The sequence below is a fragment of the Nocardia sp. NPDC049220 genome (assembly GCF_040647855.1).
Taxonomy (GTDB): Bacteria; Actinomycetota; Actinomycetes; order Mycobacteriales; family Mycobacteriaceae; genus Nocardia.
In genome coordinates this window covers 25,611-41,808 of record NZ_JBEZDA010000019.1, presented here as the reverse complement: position 1 = coordinate 41,808, position 16,198 = coordinate 25,611, and the positions used below count along the sequence as shown (strand labels likewise).

General features: G+C 66.7%; 16 protein-coding genes and 2 pseudogenes. 11 read left to right on the top strand and 7 right to left on the bottom strand.

Annotated elements, in window-relative coordinates; translation table 11 throughout:
* The first annotated feature begins 5 nt into the window (after window positions 1-5).
* Complete coding sequence (locus AB0C34_RS27515; protein ID WP_357078950.1) at window positions 6-1,472, top strand: gluconate:H+ symporter; 1,467 nt, start codon at window positions 6-8, stop codon at window positions 1,470-1,472.
* Here AB0C34_RS27515 and AB0C34_RS27510 read toward each other — a convergent pair.
* The 3 genes and pseudogenes from AB0C34_RS27510 to AB0C34_RS27500 all read right to left on the bottom strand — a co-directional run.
* Window positions 1,465-2,001 carry a TetR/AcrR family transcriptional regulator gene (locus AB0C34_RS27510; protein ID WP_357078946.1) on the bottom strand — a complete coding sequence of 179 codons (537 nt, stop codon included), beginning with the start codon at window positions 1,999-2,001 and terminating at the stop codon, window positions 1,465-1,467. The two genes, AB0C34_RS27515 and AB0C34_RS27510, sit on opposite strands and share 8 nt — an antisense overlap.
* Before the next feature lie 215 nt (window positions 2,002-2,216).
* Window positions 2,217-2,660, bottom strand: coding sequence for a WYL domain-containing protein (locus AB0C34_RS27505; RefSeq protein ID WP_357078943.1), 444 nt, complete (start codon window positions 2,658-2,660; stop codon window positions 2,217-2,219).
* A gap of 34 nt (window positions 2,661-2,694) precedes the next feature.
* Window positions 2,695-2,760: pseudogene (locus AB0C34_RS27500) on the bottom strand (hypothetical protein); the annotation flags it as partial.
* A gap of 342 nt (window positions 2,761-3,102) precedes the next feature.
* Between AB0C34_RS27500 and AB0C34_RS27495 the strand changes: the two are divergent.
* Window positions 3,103-3,927, top strand: coding sequence for a class I SAM-dependent methyltransferase (locus AB0C34_RS27495; protein ID WP_357078940.1), 825 nt, complete (start codon window positions 3,103-3,105; stop codon window positions 3,925-3,927).
* A gap of 205 nt (window positions 3,928-4,132) precedes the next feature.
* Here the strand turns inward: AB0C34_RS27495 and AB0C34_RS27490 are convergent, their stop codons facing one another.
* From AB0C34_RS27490 to AB0C34_RS27480, 3 genes are all read right to left on the bottom strand, one after another.
* Window positions 4,133-4,486, bottom strand: coding sequence for a tail fiber domain-containing protein (locus AB0C34_RS27490; RefSeq protein ID WP_357078937.1), 354 nt, complete (start codon window positions 4,484-4,486; stop codon window positions 4,133-4,135).
* A 2-nt stretch (window positions 4,487-4,488) separates the two neighbouring features.
* Window positions 4,489-4,659, bottom strand: a complete 171-nt coding sequence (locus tag AB0C34_RS27485; protein WP_357078934.1) for a hypothetical protein — start codon at window positions 4,657-4,659, stop codon at window positions 4,489-4,491.
* Between the two features lie 766 nt (window positions 4,660-5,425).
* Window positions 5,426-6,427 (bottom strand): YafY family protein, encoded by a 1,002-nt coding sequence (locus AB0C34_RS27480; protein ID WP_357078931.1) that lies wholly within the window; start codon window positions 6,425-6,427, stop codon window positions 5,426-5,428.
* A gap of 64 nt (window positions 6,428-6,491) precedes the next feature.
* Here AB0C34_RS27480 and AB0C34_RS27475 point away from each other — a divergent pair, with 64 nt between their 5' ends.
* Together AB0C34_RS27475 and AB0C34_RS27470 are read left to right on the top strand one after the other, a co-directional pair.
* Window positions 6,492-6,983, top strand: a complete 492-nt coding sequence (locus tag AB0C34_RS27475) for a pyridoxamine 5'-phosphate oxidase family protein (protein ID WP_357078928.1) — start codon at window positions 6,492-6,494, stop codon at window positions 6,981-6,983.
* 483 nt (window positions 6,984-7,466) lie between these two features.
* Window positions 7,467-7,892: a hypothetical protein gene (locus AB0C34_RS27470; RefSeq protein ID WP_357079105.1), complete on the top strand. Its 426-nt coding sequence runs from the start codon at window positions 7,467-7,469 to the stop codon at window positions 7,890-7,892.
* Window positions 7,893-7,925: 33 nt separating this feature from the next.
* On the opposite strand, the pseudogene AB0C34_RS27465 reads toward AB0C34_RS27470, so the two are convergent.
* Window positions 7,926-8,030: pseudogene (locus AB0C34_RS27465) on the bottom strand (dihydrofolate reductase); the annotation flags it as partial.
* Between the two features lie 260 nt (window positions 8,031-8,290).
* Between AB0C34_RS27465 and argC the strand changes: the two are divergent.
* The 7 genes from argC to AB0C34_RS27430 all read left to right on the top strand — a co-directional run bounded on the left by argC (window position 8,291) and on the right by AB0C34_RS27430 (window position 16,092).
* Window positions 8,291-9,364 carry an N-acetyl-gamma-glutamyl-phosphate reductase gene (gene argC, locus AB0C34_RS27460; RefSeq protein WP_357078926.1) on the top strand — a complete coding sequence of 358 codons (1,074 nt, stop codon included), beginning with the start codon at window positions 8,291-8,293 and terminating at the stop codon, window positions 9,362-9,364.
* Entirely contained in the window at window positions 9,361-10,578 is a 1,218-nt protein-coding gene (gene argJ, locus AB0C34_RS27455) for a bifunctional glutamate N-acetyltransferase/amino-acid acetyltransferase ArgJ (protein WP_357078923.1), read from the top strand. Before argC ends, argJ begins: the two co-directional genes overlap by 4 nt.
* The gene (gene argB / locus AB0C34_RS27450) at window positions 10,575-11,510 is read left to right on the top strand and encodes an acetylglutamate kinase (protein WP_357078920.1); all 936 of its coding nucleotides are present in this window, start codon (window positions 10,575-10,577) and stop codon (window positions 11,508-11,510) included. Before argJ ends, argB begins: the two co-directional genes overlap by 4 nt.
* A complete protein-coding gene (locus AB0C34_RS27445) occupies window positions 11,507-12,709 on the top strand; it encodes an acetylornithine transaminase (RefSeq protein WP_357078917.1) in 1,203 nt (400 codons plus the stop codon). Before argB ends, AB0C34_RS27445 begins: the two co-directional genes overlap by 4 nt.
* Entirely contained in the window at window positions 12,706-13,656 is a 951-nt protein-coding gene (gene argF / locus AB0C34_RS27440; protein WP_357078914.1) for an ornithine carbamoyltransferase, read from the top strand. Before AB0C34_RS27445 ends, argF begins: the two co-directional genes overlap by 4 nt.
* Before the next feature lie 148 nt (window positions 13,657-13,804).
* Window positions 13,805-14,281: an arginine repressor gene (locus tag AB0C34_RS27435; protein ID WP_357079088.1), complete on the top strand. Its 477-nt coding sequence runs from the start codon at window positions 13,805-13,807 to the stop codon at window positions 14,279-14,281.
* A 608-nt stretch (window positions 14,282-14,889) separates the two neighbouring features.
* Window positions 14,890-16,092, top strand: a complete 1,203-nt coding sequence (locus AB0C34_RS27430) for an argininosuccinate synthase (RefSeq protein WP_357078911.1) — start codon at window positions 14,890-14,892, stop codon at window positions 16,090-16,092.
* Window positions 16,093-16,198 lie beyond the last annotated feature (106 nt).

The window sequence follows — 16,198 nt, the reverse complement described above, 5'->3', positions numbered from 1 at the left end:
TACCCATGGGCGCCACCGTCGACTGGCTGCGCACCACCACCCCAGGGCTGCTGGTGCTCTGCGGTCTCGCGATTGCGGTTTTGCTGCTCGCGATCATCAAGTTCAAGCTGGAGCCGTTCATCGCGCTGCTGCTGACCGGATTGGGCCTGGCGTTGGCCGCTGGACTCCCGGTCACCAAGATCGTCGGCACGGCGATCAAATCCGGGGATTCGCTGTTGGAAACCGGATTCGGCAGCATCCTCGGACACATCGCGGTCATCATCGGACTCGGGACCGTGCTCGGCGCGATTCTCGAACGCTCCGGTGGTGCGGATGTTTTGACCGGCAAACTGCTGAATCTGTTCGGCGACAAAGGCGCGCCGGTCGCTATGGGCCTGCTCGGGCTGATCTTCGGCATTCCGGTCTTCTTCGATATCGGTATCTTCGTGCTCGCGCCACTGATCTACGTGGCCGCCAAACAGGGTGGCCGGTCGCTGGTGCTCTACGCGATGCCGATGCTGGCCGGATTGTCCATGACGCACGCGTTTCTCCCCCCGCACCCTGGGCCGGTCGCGCTCGGCGGGCTGCTCGGCGTGAGCCTCGGTTGGTTGATCTTGATGGGATTCGTCTGTGGTATCCCGGGGTTCATCGCCGCCGGTCTGGTCTGGGGAACTTTCATCGGCAAGCGGATTAAGGTAGAGGTACCCGACGAGTTCCTGGTACGGCCCCAGGACAAGCGCCAGGACAAGGTTGCCGCGCACGCCGGGGACGGCCCCGGCGCGGTCTCGGCGGCAGGAGCGACGAAGACCGAGTTGCGACCGCCGTCGGTCTGGTTGATCGGCGCCATCATCGCGATCCCGTTGGTGCTGATTCTCGGCGCCACCTTCGGTACCCAACTGCTGGACGCAGGCTCCACGCTGCTGTCGGTGCTGACCTTCCTCGGGACCCCCGCCGTAGCGCTGTTGATCGCGGTGCTCGTCGCCTTCTATGTACTCGGGGTGCGGCGCGGATCGACGGTACAGCAACTGAGCACGCTGACCGCGGAGTCGCTGCGACCGGTCGGCATGCTGCTGCTGGTCGTCGGCGCCGGTGCGTTCTTCGGAAAAGTCATCTCCGCGACCGGAATCGGCACCGCGCTTGCCGACACCATGTCGGCGGCGGGACTTCCGGTGATCGTGCTGGCCTACCTGATCAGCTGCGGACTGCGTATCGCGCAGGGCTCGGCCACTGTCGCCATCGTGACCACCGGCGGAATCGTCGCCCCGTTGGTCGCCGAGCAGGGCTACTCGCAGGTGTCCATTGCTTTGATCGCCATGGCTATCGCAGCGGGATCGATCATTCTCAGCCACGTCAACGACGGCGGGTTCTGGATCATCGCGAAGTTCTTCAACCTGACGGTGAAGCAAACGCTGCAGACCTGGTCCGTGCTGGAGACAGTCCTGTCGGTGGTGAGTTTCGCGGTGGCCGCGATCCTGTTCGCGATCGTCAGCTGACCGCGGTGCCGAGCAGCGCGCGGACCATCTGGTCCAGCGCGCTGCGCGGGTCGAAGTCCGTCACCGGGTTCACCAGCTGGTGCAGGATCACACCGTCGAGATAAGCGACGAGAATCCTGGCCGACGCTCGCTCGGCGCCTAGGTTCGTCAGCAGTCTCGCCGCCCATTCGGCCAGCCGGGGGTGCCCGCGCCGCATGCTCTCGTGCAGCGCGGGCACGGTCTGTGCTTCCAGGAAAAGGGCGTACCGAGCCAGTGTTCTGGTGCGATCGGCCCGCACCGCGTGTACGACGAAGTTCGCCGTGACGTCGACGAGTTCGTCGATCGTGCGTGGTGTCGGCGAGCGGTTCAGCGTCGCCCAGTCCGCGTTCTCCTGCTTCTCCAGCCGGTCGGTCATGCCGCACAACAACACCTCGCGGGTGCGGAAGCAGTTGGAGGCCGACCCGACGGGCATGGCCGCCGCCTGGTCGACCGCGCGGTGGGTGAGCGCGCGGGTGCCGCGCGATCCGAGCAGGTCGATCGCCGCATCCAAGAGGAGTTCGCGCTTGCAGGCCGCCTGGTGGTACTACATCGGTAGTGGCGACGACTATACGTAGTCGCCGCACTGCATTCGCGGTTCACCTGGCTCTTCGGTTGAGCCGGAGGAGGATGGGTCCGTGTCCTTCCGGCTTCCGGGCCACTCGAATCGCTTGCGTCGGTGTTGGATCGAACCCGCTGATCGGTACGCCGAGTCGGATCGGCACGGAGCTATGGTGCGGGAAAGTCGACCACGGCGCGGTCACAGCGATCGGCCTGCGCGCGGATCGCGTCGACCAGTTCCGGTGGGCCGGCGAGCAAGGTGAAATCGATGTCGACGGAAGTGATCATCCAGACCAGCACTTCCGGTGAGTCGCCGCCGACGTACGGACGGCAATTGTGGTCGTCGACGGCCTCCACGACGCCCATGCCGGGCCATATGTTGTCCGCGGCGACTTCGGCGGAGCAGTGCAGCGACACCGTCGCCTGATGGGGCCATGAGCGCGCGGACAACTGCATCGAAAGGTACGCCGCGACATCGCCTTCCGGTGGGTCGCGCGGCGGGAAGCGCGGGCCGGTCGGAATCGCGGCGTGATCCGGTCGGCCCGGAAGGTACGCCAGTCGGCGCGGTCCACATCCCAGGCGACCAGTACCAATACCTGCTGAAGTGCACAAGGGTATGCGGCTCGACGCGGCGGACGCTCGACGCTCCGCGGTGTGCGCGGTAGTCGAACCGCAGACGTTCGTGCCGCTGACAGGCGTCCGCTATGGCCATCAGCGTCTCTACGCGCACGGTCGTGCCGGGTGTGCCTACGCGCAGGGGCGCGCCGCGCAGGGTGCGGACCCGATGCCGCAATCGGGGCGGTAGCACCTGCTCCAACTTGGCGAGCGCCCGAAGTGATGCTTCCTCGATGCCGGCACGCTGCCGCCCGCGGCCCCGCGCAGGCCGACCGCCACCGCGACCGCCTCGTCGTCGAGCAGCAACGGGGGCAGTGTGGCTCCTGCGCCGAGCCGATAGCCCGCGGTGCCCTGAAATCTGCCAAACGCCAAGCGTGAGGGCAGATCCGTGCCGCGAGATGCTCGGTCGGCTGGTCGGCGCAAGGTAGCCTCGGATGCCATGAGCGATGGCGAAAAGGTGCACGTCGACCTCATCGGCGCCCCACAGACCATGCTGGCGACGCTGTATGCCAAAGCGTTGGACGCGGACTTCCCGAAGCCGATCCTCGGCGACCAGTACGCGAAAGCGATTGTCGAGCGAATCGATTACGACTGGAAAAAGACGACCATTACCGCGCACACCGCTCCTGCGGTGACAACCCGCACCGCGCATTTCGACAACTGGGCCCGTCAGTTCCTCGCCAGCCATCCCGAGGCAGTCGTGCTGCATCTCGGCGCCGGGCTGGACAGCAGATTCTTTCGGCTGAATCCCGGTCCGGGAGTGGAGTGGTACGACGTCGACTACCCCGACGTCGCCACGCTGCGAGAACGGCTGTATCCGCGACGCGAGCACTACCACGTCGTTTCCGCATCGGTGACCGATCCTGGGTGGCTGGCGGGCATCCCGGATGACCGCCCGGCGTTGATCGTCGGCGAAGGCCTGACCATGTATCTCACCGACGCGGAGGGCATCGCGCTGCTGCGCCGTGTGGTCGAGCACTGCGCCACCGGTGAATTGCAGTTCGACGCGTTCAACTCGCTGGGCATCAAGTCGCAGTGGTCCAACGCCGTGGTGCGCCGGTCCGGATCCAGGCTGCACTGGGCGATCAACGGGCCCGACGACATCGTGGCGGCGGTGCCCGGCCTTCAGTTGGTGGACCGGGTGTCGCCATTCGATTCCGATACCTTCGCACAGGCACCTGGTGTCTATCGGGTGCTGGGCAAGGTGATGTCGCTGGTGCCTTCGCTGCGCTATATGGCGCAGTACCACCGGTACACGTTCTGACACCGGACTTCGATGATCGGTTCCGGCGGCGGTGCGCGTACCGAGTACGCGGCGTGGTGTGGTCGCGACGAGCGGCGTGAGGTCGGCTCGGCGCTGGGTATCGCTCCTCGCCGGAGCGGAACCACCAACCCGCTGCGGTGATGACGTCTGGGTGTCGGGGATCGGAATCGCCGATCAGGATTTCGACGAGCCGTTGGCTGCCGCGCTATTCCTCCCGCGCGGCACCGCCGAGTTGGTCGAGTTCGGCGCGGAGCTCGTCGATCTGCTTGTGTAGCGCCTGAATACACACCAAAGCAACGCCATTGGCGTCGGCAATGTGAATCCTCTTGTCGGTGTCACCGAGCCCGAAGCTGGCTCGCCAATCCTGTGCCATCGGACCGAGATGACGCACCTCAGGCGGCTCCCACTCATACCGCCATGTGCTGATCGGCAGTCGCACGACCTCGGCGAGAATGTCGTATCCATTCATCGCCCGCTTGTCGCCCGCTGTCTCCACCGGGGTGGACGGGATCTGCGGGGCCGACGTCCCGTGACGCCGGCCCCAAGGTAGACCGAACACGCTCAGCGGTCCCACACCACTGCTGCGACATCGCCCTTGATCGCACGGTCGCTTTCGAGAACGGCGCTGGCAACACCCGTCCCTAACGTCGCGAGCCCCGTACTGGCGGCGGCGACAATGGCGATCCGGGCCATCGCAGCCATGCTCGTTGTCATCGCGCTGATCTTCTTCATTGTCATATCCTTTCGACCCGGGCCGTCGGCCGCGGATTTTCGTCTCACCACAACACCTATCCGTCATAATGGATTCAGCGGTGAGGGGTGAATAAAATAACCCGACCTGGATCGATCCGGACATGGGGGATATGCCTACGGGTAGATGCACGCCTGGTAGGGAACGGCAGTTTGCTCACAGCGCATTGCGGGGTGGTGTCTGTACGTCTCAGGGGTCGGTGTGTGAAGGTGAGCTGCGCTATCGGTGGGAGTACCGGCCGATTGCCACATGGTCGCCAGCGTTCACGAATCCACCAACGGGCAGGAGCGGATGTGAACGAACACCGGATGTCCACGTCACTGCCCCCGAACGCTGACCATGGCGGTTCACTCGTACCAGCGCGGTACCGTCAGGAAGTGCTTCCGGATGGACTCGATGCCGAGCCCTTCCCGCCCGTTGATCCGCCACGAGTGCCACATTCCTCGATGTGATAGTTCGCCAGACATTTCGAATGGCGAGTGCCCGAGCGAGTGAACCAGCCAGGTTTTTCTATGCCTAGGCTGGAAAACGGACCGTTGCCCAGGCGGGCACCACCATTATTGCCTCGCTCGGACGATTGGCTCGGTACACGGATACAGCTTGATTTCCCCATCCCTTGACGAATCTCCCTTCCTGCAATTCCAAGCGCTCATCATCCACCGATCGGCATTGCGGGGCGCTCGAGAACACCTGCAGCGTGACACGATGAAGGGCACCCGGTTCAAAACTCCTGCCCGCCAGTCGGTCTCACGCCACGGGCCCACTTCGAGACAGCCCCAGGGTGTCTGAATACCGCGCGTGCATGGCGGCGGCCGTCGCCGCGAGCTGGTCGCGCAGTTCCGGCGGTTCGAGGACCTCGAGGAATTCGCCGAGCGGAAGGATGCCATGCGCGAGCACCTCGTAGGACTCCGAGGGCAGGACCACCTGCACCCACCCTTCGGCATCGGGGGGTCCGGCGGACGCCAGCGCCTCGGCGACTGCGGCCGGCTCGTTCATCAGTCGCAGTAGCGGCAGGTGCGTGGCGGCGATCCGGCATCGAGCGCGGACGCGCAGCATCGAGCGCGCGAAATCGTCTGCGGCATCCACCCAATGCGCCTGCAGGTCGAATTCCGCGGGGCGAACGAAGGTCTCGCCGGTCGGTTCGGCGGCGAGGATTCGGCCGACTCGGTACGAGCGGACCGCCGATCCGCCGCGTGCGACGAGATACCAGGTGCCCGCCTTCAGTACCAGACCGAGCGGGTCGAGGTGGCGTTCGACCACCTTGTCCTTGCGGCCGTAGCGCACGTGCAGCCTGCGGTCGTGCCAGAGCGCGTCGGCGACCGCGGCGAGCATCGGCGTCTGGTCCGGTCGGTGGAACCAGCCCGGCGCGTCGACGTGCACTCGCTCGGCGATGCGCGTCGCGCGACCGCGCAGTTCCGGTGGCAATGCGGCGAGCACCTTCAGTTGCGCGGTGGCCAATACGGTGCCGAGACCGAGATCGCCTGCGGCGCTGGGCAATCCGGCCAGCAACACGGCATCGGCCTCCTCCGTGGTGAGTCCGGTGAGCCGAGTCCGATAGCCATCCACCAGCTGGACGCCGCCCGCGCGACCCGGCTCGCTGTACACCGGCACGCCCGCGGCCGACAGCGCCTCGATGTCCCGGTAGATGGTGCGTACCGACACTTCGAGCAGTTCGGCCAGCTCGGCCGCGGTGCAGCGGCCCCGGGTCTGCAGCACCAGCAACAGTTGCACCAGTCGACTCGCACGCATGACCGCGAGACTAGCTGGAAAACCTGACAGGAGATGTCAGGAATTAACGGTACCGTCGTTCGACATGACCACTTGGAGCCGATTCACCGAGGAAGCGCCCCGCGTCGCCGAGATCTTCACCCGTAGGCATCGAGCCGTGGGCAATCTCTGCATGCTCGGGACGCTCCGTTCCGACGGATTTCCACGCATCAGTCCGGTCGAGCCGAGGATCTTCGAAGAGATGCTCGTGATCGTGGGCATGCCGGGGACCACCAAGTTCCGCGACCTGGCCCGGGATCCGCGATTCTGTCTGCACACCGCCACCGTCGACACCAAGGTGTCCGACGGCGACGCCAAACTCTTCGGCACCGTGGTCGACCTTCCGGCCCGAGATGTGCATGCCCGCTTCGCCCAGGACCTCTTCGACGACATCGGCCTCGACATCCGGCGCGAGGAGTTCGACCATTTCTACGTCGCCGACCTCACCGGCGCTTCGACGGTGGAGATCGTCGACGACCACCTCGACATCACCATCTGGAAGCCGGGCGAGGGCGAGCGAGTGGTACGCAAGCACTGAGGCGGGCGGGGTGGGGCGCCGGTCGGCCCGCCGCTGAGACACGCGCTGTCGGTGACCTCGCGATCAGTGCCGAGCGAGTACTCGGGAGATGCTGATCTGGGTAATGATCGACCATTCGGAGGCTTGCCCACGTCTGCCGGACCGGCCGATATTTTCGGCGCTCGGGCCGAAACGTCCAGGCCACGACCTTGCGGGTTGTTCGAGTTATGGGCGGTGCCCGCGCGGCTCCTGCATCATCGAAATTCCTCGGGAGACACGATGTTCGGGGCGACGCGTCATCAATGTCGGTGGGTTTTGATAGAACTCACCGAACGACACCGGCATAGCGCGAAGGGGCGACACTACGTGTCAGAAATCTTCCACATCGGGTACGTGTGTGGGTTGGAGGCCTTCGACTTCCAATACTGAGATCGACAAGTCGCGGGGCAGCTCACCGAGGCGCGAGAACTGCCCGCGCCCGAATCGGTGGCTTGGCGCATCACCTTGGGCGACGCGGACTCATGGGAGGACGTCTTCGCGCAGTTCCTCGACATCGTCGACGCGACGCAGGTGCGGGCGGTGATAGTGGGTGTCTGGAGTGAGGACTACGAGGTCGGCCCTGACGCGGTGATCGAGGCTCTGGTGGCGGCCCGGCACAGGTTGCCCGCGTTGCGCGGACTGTTCCTCGGCGACATCGAGCCGGAAGAGTGCGAGTTGTCCTGGATCACCCAGGGCCGGGTGACCGAAGTGCTGGAGGCATTTCCCGCGCTCGAGGAGTTCGGGGTGCGCGGCGGCCAGGACTTGACCTTTCCTGCTGTCCGGCACGATCGACTGCGCGAGTTGACGGTGCAGACCTGTGGCGTGTCGCCGGATGTCGTGCGCGGTATCGCGGCGAGTGACCTGCCCGCCCTCAGTGATCTCGACCTGTGACTGGGCCTGCACCGGGTCGTCGTATCGGTGCGCCCACCCGCCGTGCGTGAACCCGTCTCTGGTGTCCTCGTCCACACGGCCAGGGGCCTGCATGACACCGTCCAGGGTCAGATGCTCCACCGCGATGATCTTGCTCATGTCCGCTCCTTGTCGTAGCCGGTGGGGAACCGGCCTCATCACCTACACGAACGGACCATCGAAATATCGACAGCGGCCCCGAAAACTCTGCGGCGGGTGGTCGTCGCTACTGCCAGATCTGGGGTAAATGGCTGGTCAGAGCCCCGGAGGGGCAGGCGGTGCCGTTGTTTGGGTCACTGTGCGCCGGGTATGGCCTGCCCCGTGGACCCGGACGAACCCCGGACTGTGAATGAGATTGCATAGTCGTGCATAATCATCACATGGTTGATTCCTCGGATGTCCCGAGCCCGCCGGGACCCGCTATGCGGGTCGCGGTGGCTGGTGCGAGCGGGTACGCGGGTGGTGAGGTGCTGCGTCTGCTGCTGGGGCATCCGGCGTACCGATCCGGGCGTCTCGTCATCGGGACGCTGACCGCCGGATCGAACGCGGGCGCCGCACTGGGGGAGTTGCAGCCGCATCTGCTCCCGCTGGCCGACCGGGTGCTCGCGCCGACCACAGCCGGGGAACTGGCCGGACACGACGTGGTCTTCCTGGCCCTGCCGCACGGCCAGTCGGCCACCATCGCGCGGGAGTTGCCCGAGTCGACGGTGATCATCGACTGCGGCGCGGACTTCCGGCTCACCGACCCGAAAGCATGGGAGAAGTACTACGGCAGCCCGCATGCGGGTAGCTGGCCGTACGGCTTGCCCGAACTGCCCGGCGGCCGGGACAAGCTGCGCGGCGCGCACCGGATCGCGGTTCCCGGGTGCTACCCGACGGTGGCCAGCCTCGCACTGGCGCCCGCCGTGGCGGCGGGCATCGTGGAGCCCGCGGTGCACGTGGTCGCGGTGAGCGGCACGTCCGGTGCGGGTCGCAAGCTCGATGTGGGGCTGCTCGGGTCCGAGGTGATGGGTTCGGTGCGGGCCTATGGCATCGCGGGCGCGCACCGGCATACCCCGGAGATCGCGCAGAACCTGGCCGTGGCGGGCGGCATGGATATCGCCGTGTCGTTCACCCCGGTGCTCGCGCCGATGCCGCGCGGCATCTTGGCGACCTGTACCGCGCCTACCCGGGTCGACGCCGCGCAGGCACGCGCGGTCTACGAAAAGGCTTACGCCGATGAGCCCTTCGTGCACCTGCTGCCGGAAGGCCTGCTGCCGCAGACCGGTTCGGTGCTCGGCTCCAATGTCGTCACGCTGCAGGTGGCGGTGGACGCCGACGCGGACATGCTTGTCGTGATCGGCGCGATCGACAACTTGACCAAAGGCACCGCGGGCGCCGCGGTGCAATCGATGAATCTGGCCATCGGTTTCGACGAGACCGCAGGCCTTTCCACTGTAGGAGTGGCACCGTGACGACAACCGAGACCGCGAGCGGCAAGCTGGTGCGCAACCAGGGCGTCACGGCGCCGCTCGGCTTCCGCGCGGCGGGCATCGCCGCCGGTATCAAGAAAAGCGGCAAACTCGATCTGGCGCTGGTGTTCAACGAAGGCCCTGAGTACGCGGCCGCCGGAGTATTCACCAGAAACAAGGTGAAGGCCGCTCCGGTGCTGTGGTCGCAGCAGGTGCTGACCGGCAAGCGACTGCGCGCGGTGCTGCTGAACTCCGGCGGCGCCAACGCCTGCACCGGTCCGGCCGGATTCCAGGACACGCACCGGACCGCCGAGGAACTCGCCACCGCGCTGAGCAATTGGGGTACCGAGACCGGCGCGGGCGAGATCGCCGTCTGCTCGACCGGGCTGATCGGCGATCGGCTGCCGATGGACAAGCTGATCCCCGCGGTCACCGAGATCGTGCACGAGATGGGTGGCGGTCTCTCCGGCGGCTCAGATGCCGCGTACGCCATCATGACCACCGACACCGTGCCGAAGGAAGCGGCCTACCACCACGATGACAAATGGAATGTCGGCGGCATGGCCAAAGGTGCGGGCATGCTGGCACCGTCGCTGGCGACCATGCTGGTGGTGCTCACCACCGACGCCGCCGTCTCCGCCGAGCAACTCGACCAGGCGCTGCGTAATGCCACCGCGCGCACTTTCGACCGCCTCGACGTGGACGGATCCTGCTCTACCAATGACACCGTGCTGCTGCTGGCCAACGGTGCCAGCGAGGTCACCCCGAGCCAAGCGGAACTCGACGCCGCCGTGCTCGCGGTCTGCGACGACCTGGCCGCCCAGCTGATGGCGGACGCCGAGGGCGTCACCAAGCGGGTGCGGGTCACCGTCGCGGGTGCTGTCAGCGAGGACGAGGCGGTCATCGCCGCGCGCACTGTCGCGCGGGACAGCCTGGTCAAGACGGCACTGTTCGGCTCCGACCCGAACTGGGGGCGCGTACTCGCGGCTGTCGGTATGGCGCCGGTCACGCTCGACCCGAATCGGATCTCGGTATCGTTCAACGGAAACCCGGTGTGCGTCGACAGTGTCGGTGCGCCGGGTGCCCGGGAGGTCGATCTGTCCGGTGACGACATCGAGGTGCTGATCGACCTGAACGTCGGTACGGCAAGCGCGACCATTCGCACCACGGACCTCTCGCACGACTACGTCGAAGAGAACTCGGCCTACAGCTCATGACCAGCCAGGTGTGGCCCACGCTCTCAGCGCTGGACAAAGCACACGTCCTGGCCGGCGCGCTGCCGTGGTTGCAGAAGTTCCGGGACAAGATCGTCGTGGTGAAGTATGGCGGGAACGCCATGATCGACGCGGAACTCAAGCGGGCCTTCGCCGCCGACATGGCTTTTCTACGCACGGTCGGCGTGCACCCCGTGGTGGTGCACGGCGGCGGACCGCAGATCAGTGCGATGCTGAAAAAGCTGAACATGCACGGGGAATTTCGTGGCGGTTTCCGGGTGACCACACCCGAGGTGATGGACGTGGTGCGGATGGTCTTGTTCGGTCAGGTCGGCCGTGAGCTGGTCGGCCTGATCAACGCGCACGGCCCGTACGCGGTCGGCATTTCCGGTGAGGACGCCGGACTGTTCACCGCGACGCGCCGCACCGTCGACGTGGACGGCGAGCCGACCGATGTCGGCTTGGTCGGCGACGTCACCGATGTCAACCCGGACGCGGTGCTCGACTTGATCGGCGCCGGCCGCATCCCGGTGGTGTCCACCATCGCGCCGGACGTCGACGGTGTGGTGCACAACATCAATGCCGACACCGCCGCCGCGGCGCTCGCCGCCGGCATCGGCGCCGAGAAGCTGGTCGTGCTCACCGACGTCGAAGGCCTCTACACGAACTGGCCGGACCGCTCGTCGCTCACCTCGCGCATCGACACCGCCGAACTGGCCGAGTTGCTGCCCAGCCTGGATACGGGCATGGTGCCCAAGATGGAAGCCTGCCTGCGCGCCGTGCGAGCAGGGGTGCCGACCGCGCACGTGATCGATGGTCGGGTCCCGCACGCGGTGTTGCTGGAACTGTTCACCGGAGAAGGAATCGGCACGATGGTGACGCCCGCCCCGCTCGCCCCGAACGGGTCGGGCTCACTGGACGGAACGAGACAATGAGCACAGCTGAACTGCAGAAGCGGTGGTCCGCCGCGCTGATGAACAACTACGGCACCCCGAAGGTCGCGTTGGTACGCGGCGCGGGAGCGGTGGTCTACGACGCGGACGGCAAGCGCTATGTCGATTTCCTCGGCGGCATCGCGGTCAACAGTCTCGGCCACGCGCACCCGGCGATCCTGGAAGCGGTCACCCACCAGCTCGGTACGCTCGGGCATGTCTCGAATCTCTACGCCACCGAGCCGGTGGTCGAGCTGGCCGAGCGGCTGCTCGCGCACTTCGGTGACGGCGAGGGACGGGCGTTCTTCTGCAACTCGGGCACCGAGGCTGTCGAGGCGGCGTTCAAGATCGCGCGTCTGACCGGGCGGCACAAGATCATCGCGTGTGACGAGGCATTCCACGGCCGCACCATGGGGGCGCTGGCCCTCACCGGGCAACCGTCCAAGCGGGCGCCGTTCGAGCCGATGCCACCGGGTGTGGTGCATGTGCCCTACGGCGACGCGGCCGCATTGGAAGCCGTGGTCGACACGGACACCGCCGCGGTGTTCCTCGAGCCGATCATGGGTGAGAGCGGCGTGGTGGTTCCGCCGATCGACTATCTGGCGAAGGCCCGCGAGATCACCGCCCGCAACGGGGCGTTGCTGGTGCTCGATGAGGTGCAGACCGGCATCGGCCGAACCGGGAAGTTCTACGCGCACCAAGCCGTCGGCATCGTGCCGGACGTGATCACCCTGGCCAAGGGCCTCGGCGGCGGCCTGCCGATCGGCGCGGTGCTGGCCAACGGCCGTGCGGCCGAACTGCTTACGCCTGGTTTGCACGGCACCACCTTCGGCGGCAACCCGGTGTGCGCGGCGGCCGCACTCGCGGTGCTCCGCACGATCGACGACAACGATGTGCTCTCGCAGGTGGAGTCGGTCGGCAAGCGGCTGCGCGACGGCATCGAACTGCTGGAGCATCCACTGATCGACCAAGTGCGCGGCGCGGGACTACTGCTGGGCATCGTGCTCACCGACGACCTGTCGGCCCAGGTCGAGGCGCGGGCGCGGGCGGCCGGCTACCTGGTGAACCCCGCCAAGCCCGACGTCATCCGGCTCGCTCCGCCACTGGTGCTCACCGAAACCCAAGCCGACAACTTCGTCGCGGATCTGCCGGAAATCTTGGACGGCGCGCTCGCGGATGCGAAAGGAACTGCACCGCAATGACTTCTGATAACCTCAGACATTTCCTTCGCGATGACGACCTCAGCCCGGTCGAGCAGGCCGATATCCTCGCGCTCGCGGCCGAACTCAAGAAGGCGCCGCTGTCGCGGCGTCCGCTGGCCGGCCCGCGCGGCGTCGGCGTGATCTTCGAGAAGAACTCCACTCGCACCAGGTTCTCCTTCGAGATGGGCATCGTCCAACTCGGTGGGCACGCGGTGGTTGTCGACGGCCGCGACACCCAGTTGGGCCGGGAGGAGACGCTCGGCGACACCGGACGGGTGCTCTCGCGTTACGTCGACGCGATCGTCTGGCGCACCTTCGAGCAGAGCAGGCTGGACGAAATGGCGGCCTCCGCAACGGTTCCGGTGGTCAACGCGCTGTCCAACGAGTTCCATCCGTGCCAGGTGCTCGCTGATCTACAGACGCTCGCCGAGCGCAAGGGCGAGTTGTCCGGCCGCAATCTGACCTACTTCGGCGACGGCGCGAACAACATGGCGCACTCGCTGCTGCTCGGCGGCGTCACCGCGGGTCTGAATGTGACCATCGCCGCGCCCAGCGGCTTCGAGCCGCTGCCCTGGATCGTGGAGGCGGCGCGTAAGCGGGCCGCCGAGACCGGCGCCACCATCACACTCACCGATGACCCGATCGCCGCCGCCGAAGGCGCCGACGCGTTGGTGACCGACACCTGGACCTCGATGGGGCAGGAGGGCGACGGTCTGGACCGGGTCGGGCCGTTCCGTCCGTTCCAGCTCAATGCCGATCTGCTGGCGCGCGCGCAGGCGGATGCCGTTGTGCTGCATTGTCTCCCCGCGCACCGCGGCGAGGAGATCACCGACGAGGTGCTGGACGGTTCGCACAGTCTGGTGTGGGACGAGGCGGAGAATCGGCTGCACGCGCAGAAGGCGCTACTGGTCTGGCTGTTGGAACGACGATACGGGGGCACGGTGTGACGGGAAGTGGCGAGCGAGCCGATTCGGGACGGGGCGAAGGGCGCGAGCGTCTGCCAGTGCGCGGCACGTGGCCGCGCATGACGCGACGGCGCTCCGGCGAGGCGCAGTCGTGACGGTCTCGCAGTCGGAGTCGGGCAAGGGCAGTGCCGTGATAGCGCAGACCAGGGCCGGAAGGCAGTCGCGCATCGTCGACCTGCTGTCGGCACACGTGGTGCGCAGCCAGACCGAGCTGGCCACGCTGCTCGCCGCGGAGGGGATCGAGACCACCCAGGCGACGTTGTCACGGGATCTGGACGAGCTGGGCGCGGTGAAACTGCGTGCCGCCGACGGCGGCGCGGGCGTCTACGTCGTTCCCGAGGACGGCAGCCCGGTCCGTGGCGTGACCGGAGGCACCAACCGGCTGTCGAAGCTGCTGGGTGATTTTTTGGTCTCTACCGATTCCAGCGGAAACATCGCTGTCCTGCGCACCCCGCCGGGCGCCGCCCACTTCCTGGCCAGCGCCCTGGACCGCGCCGCACTGCCGGAGATCGTCGGCACCATCGCGGGTGACGACACCATCGCCGTGATCGCGAGGGAGCCGCTGACCGGGGCCGAACTAGCCGCGAAGATCGAACAACTGGCCTGAGTCGTCGGCCCCGCTGCGGTACGCGGGATCAAGGGTTCGCTGGTTGAAGGGGCACAAGAGCACCGAGATCGCCAGTGTCACGGTCTCGGACAAGCGAATGGCAGCGCTGTACACGGCAGGCCTGGCGCGGAAAGTCGGTCAATCGGATCGTCATCGTGGACGAGCGGGACCCGTCGAGCCGCTTCGTCCACATCCGGCTGTTCGACACATGATCCACGGTCGCAGCCGGGATTGGGGATCGGGTAGCTCACCAAATCTGCCGAATGGCACATGATCCGGGTATGTCAGCAGCCGACGGCGTCACATCAGGTGTAGTGCACCGGCAGCGTTCCCGGTGGATCATCCACTGCCTCCGTCTCGCCCATCGACGACTGTGGCTGCGCGAATGTCGTCGGCAGATCGACCGCCACTACCGACGGAGAGCGCGAAGGCTGGTCCCTGTGCGAGGGTATATGCGCGGCTGTTGTCCCAGCGTGGCGGTGACATCAGCCCAAGTGTGCATGGGCTTGCATCATCATGCATAATCATTTGCAGAACGGTGCGGGCCGCTTGCCGGGCGGCCGATCCGTACTACGCAGACGAGCACCGAAACCGAGGAGCACATAGACATGTCCGAGCGCGTCGTACTCGCCTACTCCGGTGGGCTGGACACCTCCGTCGCGATCAGTTGGATCGGCAAGGAGACGGGCGCCGAGGTGGTCGCCGTGGCCATCGACCTCGGCCAGGGCGGCGAGGACATGAACGTGGTGCGCCAGCGCGCGCTGGACTGCGGCGCCGTCGAGGCGATCGTGGTCGACGCTCGTGACGAGTTCGCCGACGAGTACTGTCTGCCCACCATCCAGGCCAACGCCCTGTACCAGGGCCAGTACCCGCTGGTGTCAGCGATCAGCCGTCCGCTGATCGTCAAGCATCTGGTCGAGGCCGCCAAGTTCCACGGGGCCGGTACCGTGGCGCACGGCTGCACCGGCAAAGGCAACGACCAGGTCCGCTTCGAGGTCGGCATCGGCGCTCTCGCGCCCGACCTGACCGTGATCGCTCCGGTCCGCGACTACGCGTGGACCAGGGAGAAGGCCATCGCGTTCGCCGAAGAGAACACGCTGCCGATCAACGTGACCAAGAAGTCGCCGTTCTCCATCGACCAGAACGTTTGGGGCCGCGCCGTCGAGACCGGCTTCCTCGAGGACCTGTGGAACGCTCCGACCAAGGACGTCTACGACTACACCTCTGATCCGACCGTCAACTTCGAGGCGCCCGACGAGCTCATCGTCACCTTCGACAAGGGTGTCCCGGTGGCCATCGACGGCCGCCAGGTCAGCGTGCTCGAGGCCATCGTCGAGTTGAACCACCGCGCCGGCCGCCAGGGCGTCGGCCGCCTCGACATGGTCGAGGACCGGCTGGTCGGCATCAAGAGCCGCGAGATCTATGAGGCGCCCGGCGCCATCGCGCTGATCACCGCGCACCAGGCGCTGGAGAATGTCACCCTCGAGCGCGAACTGGGCCGCTACAAGCGGCAGCTCGAGCAGCGCTGGGGTGAACTGGCCTACGACGGCCTGTGGTTCTCCCCGCTCAAGCGCGCCCTGGACGCCTTCATCGGCGACACCCAGCAGCACGTGTCCGGCGACATCCGAATGGTTCTGCACGGCGGTTCCGCCGTGGTCAACGGCCGCCGCTCCGAGCAGTCGCTCTACGACTTCAACCTGGCCACCTACGACGAGGGCGACACCTTCGACCAGTCGCTCGCCAAGGGCTTCGTGCAGATCCACGGCCTGTCGTCCAAGGTCGCCGCGCGTCGCGACCTGAACCAGAAGTAGTCGCCGAGCCGGCCGGTACCGGGCCGATCGCGCTCCCGGCGCGAGCGGCTCGCCGGCCGGATACCCGCTCGCGTCACCGTCATGGTCCGCCACGGTCGTAGTCTCG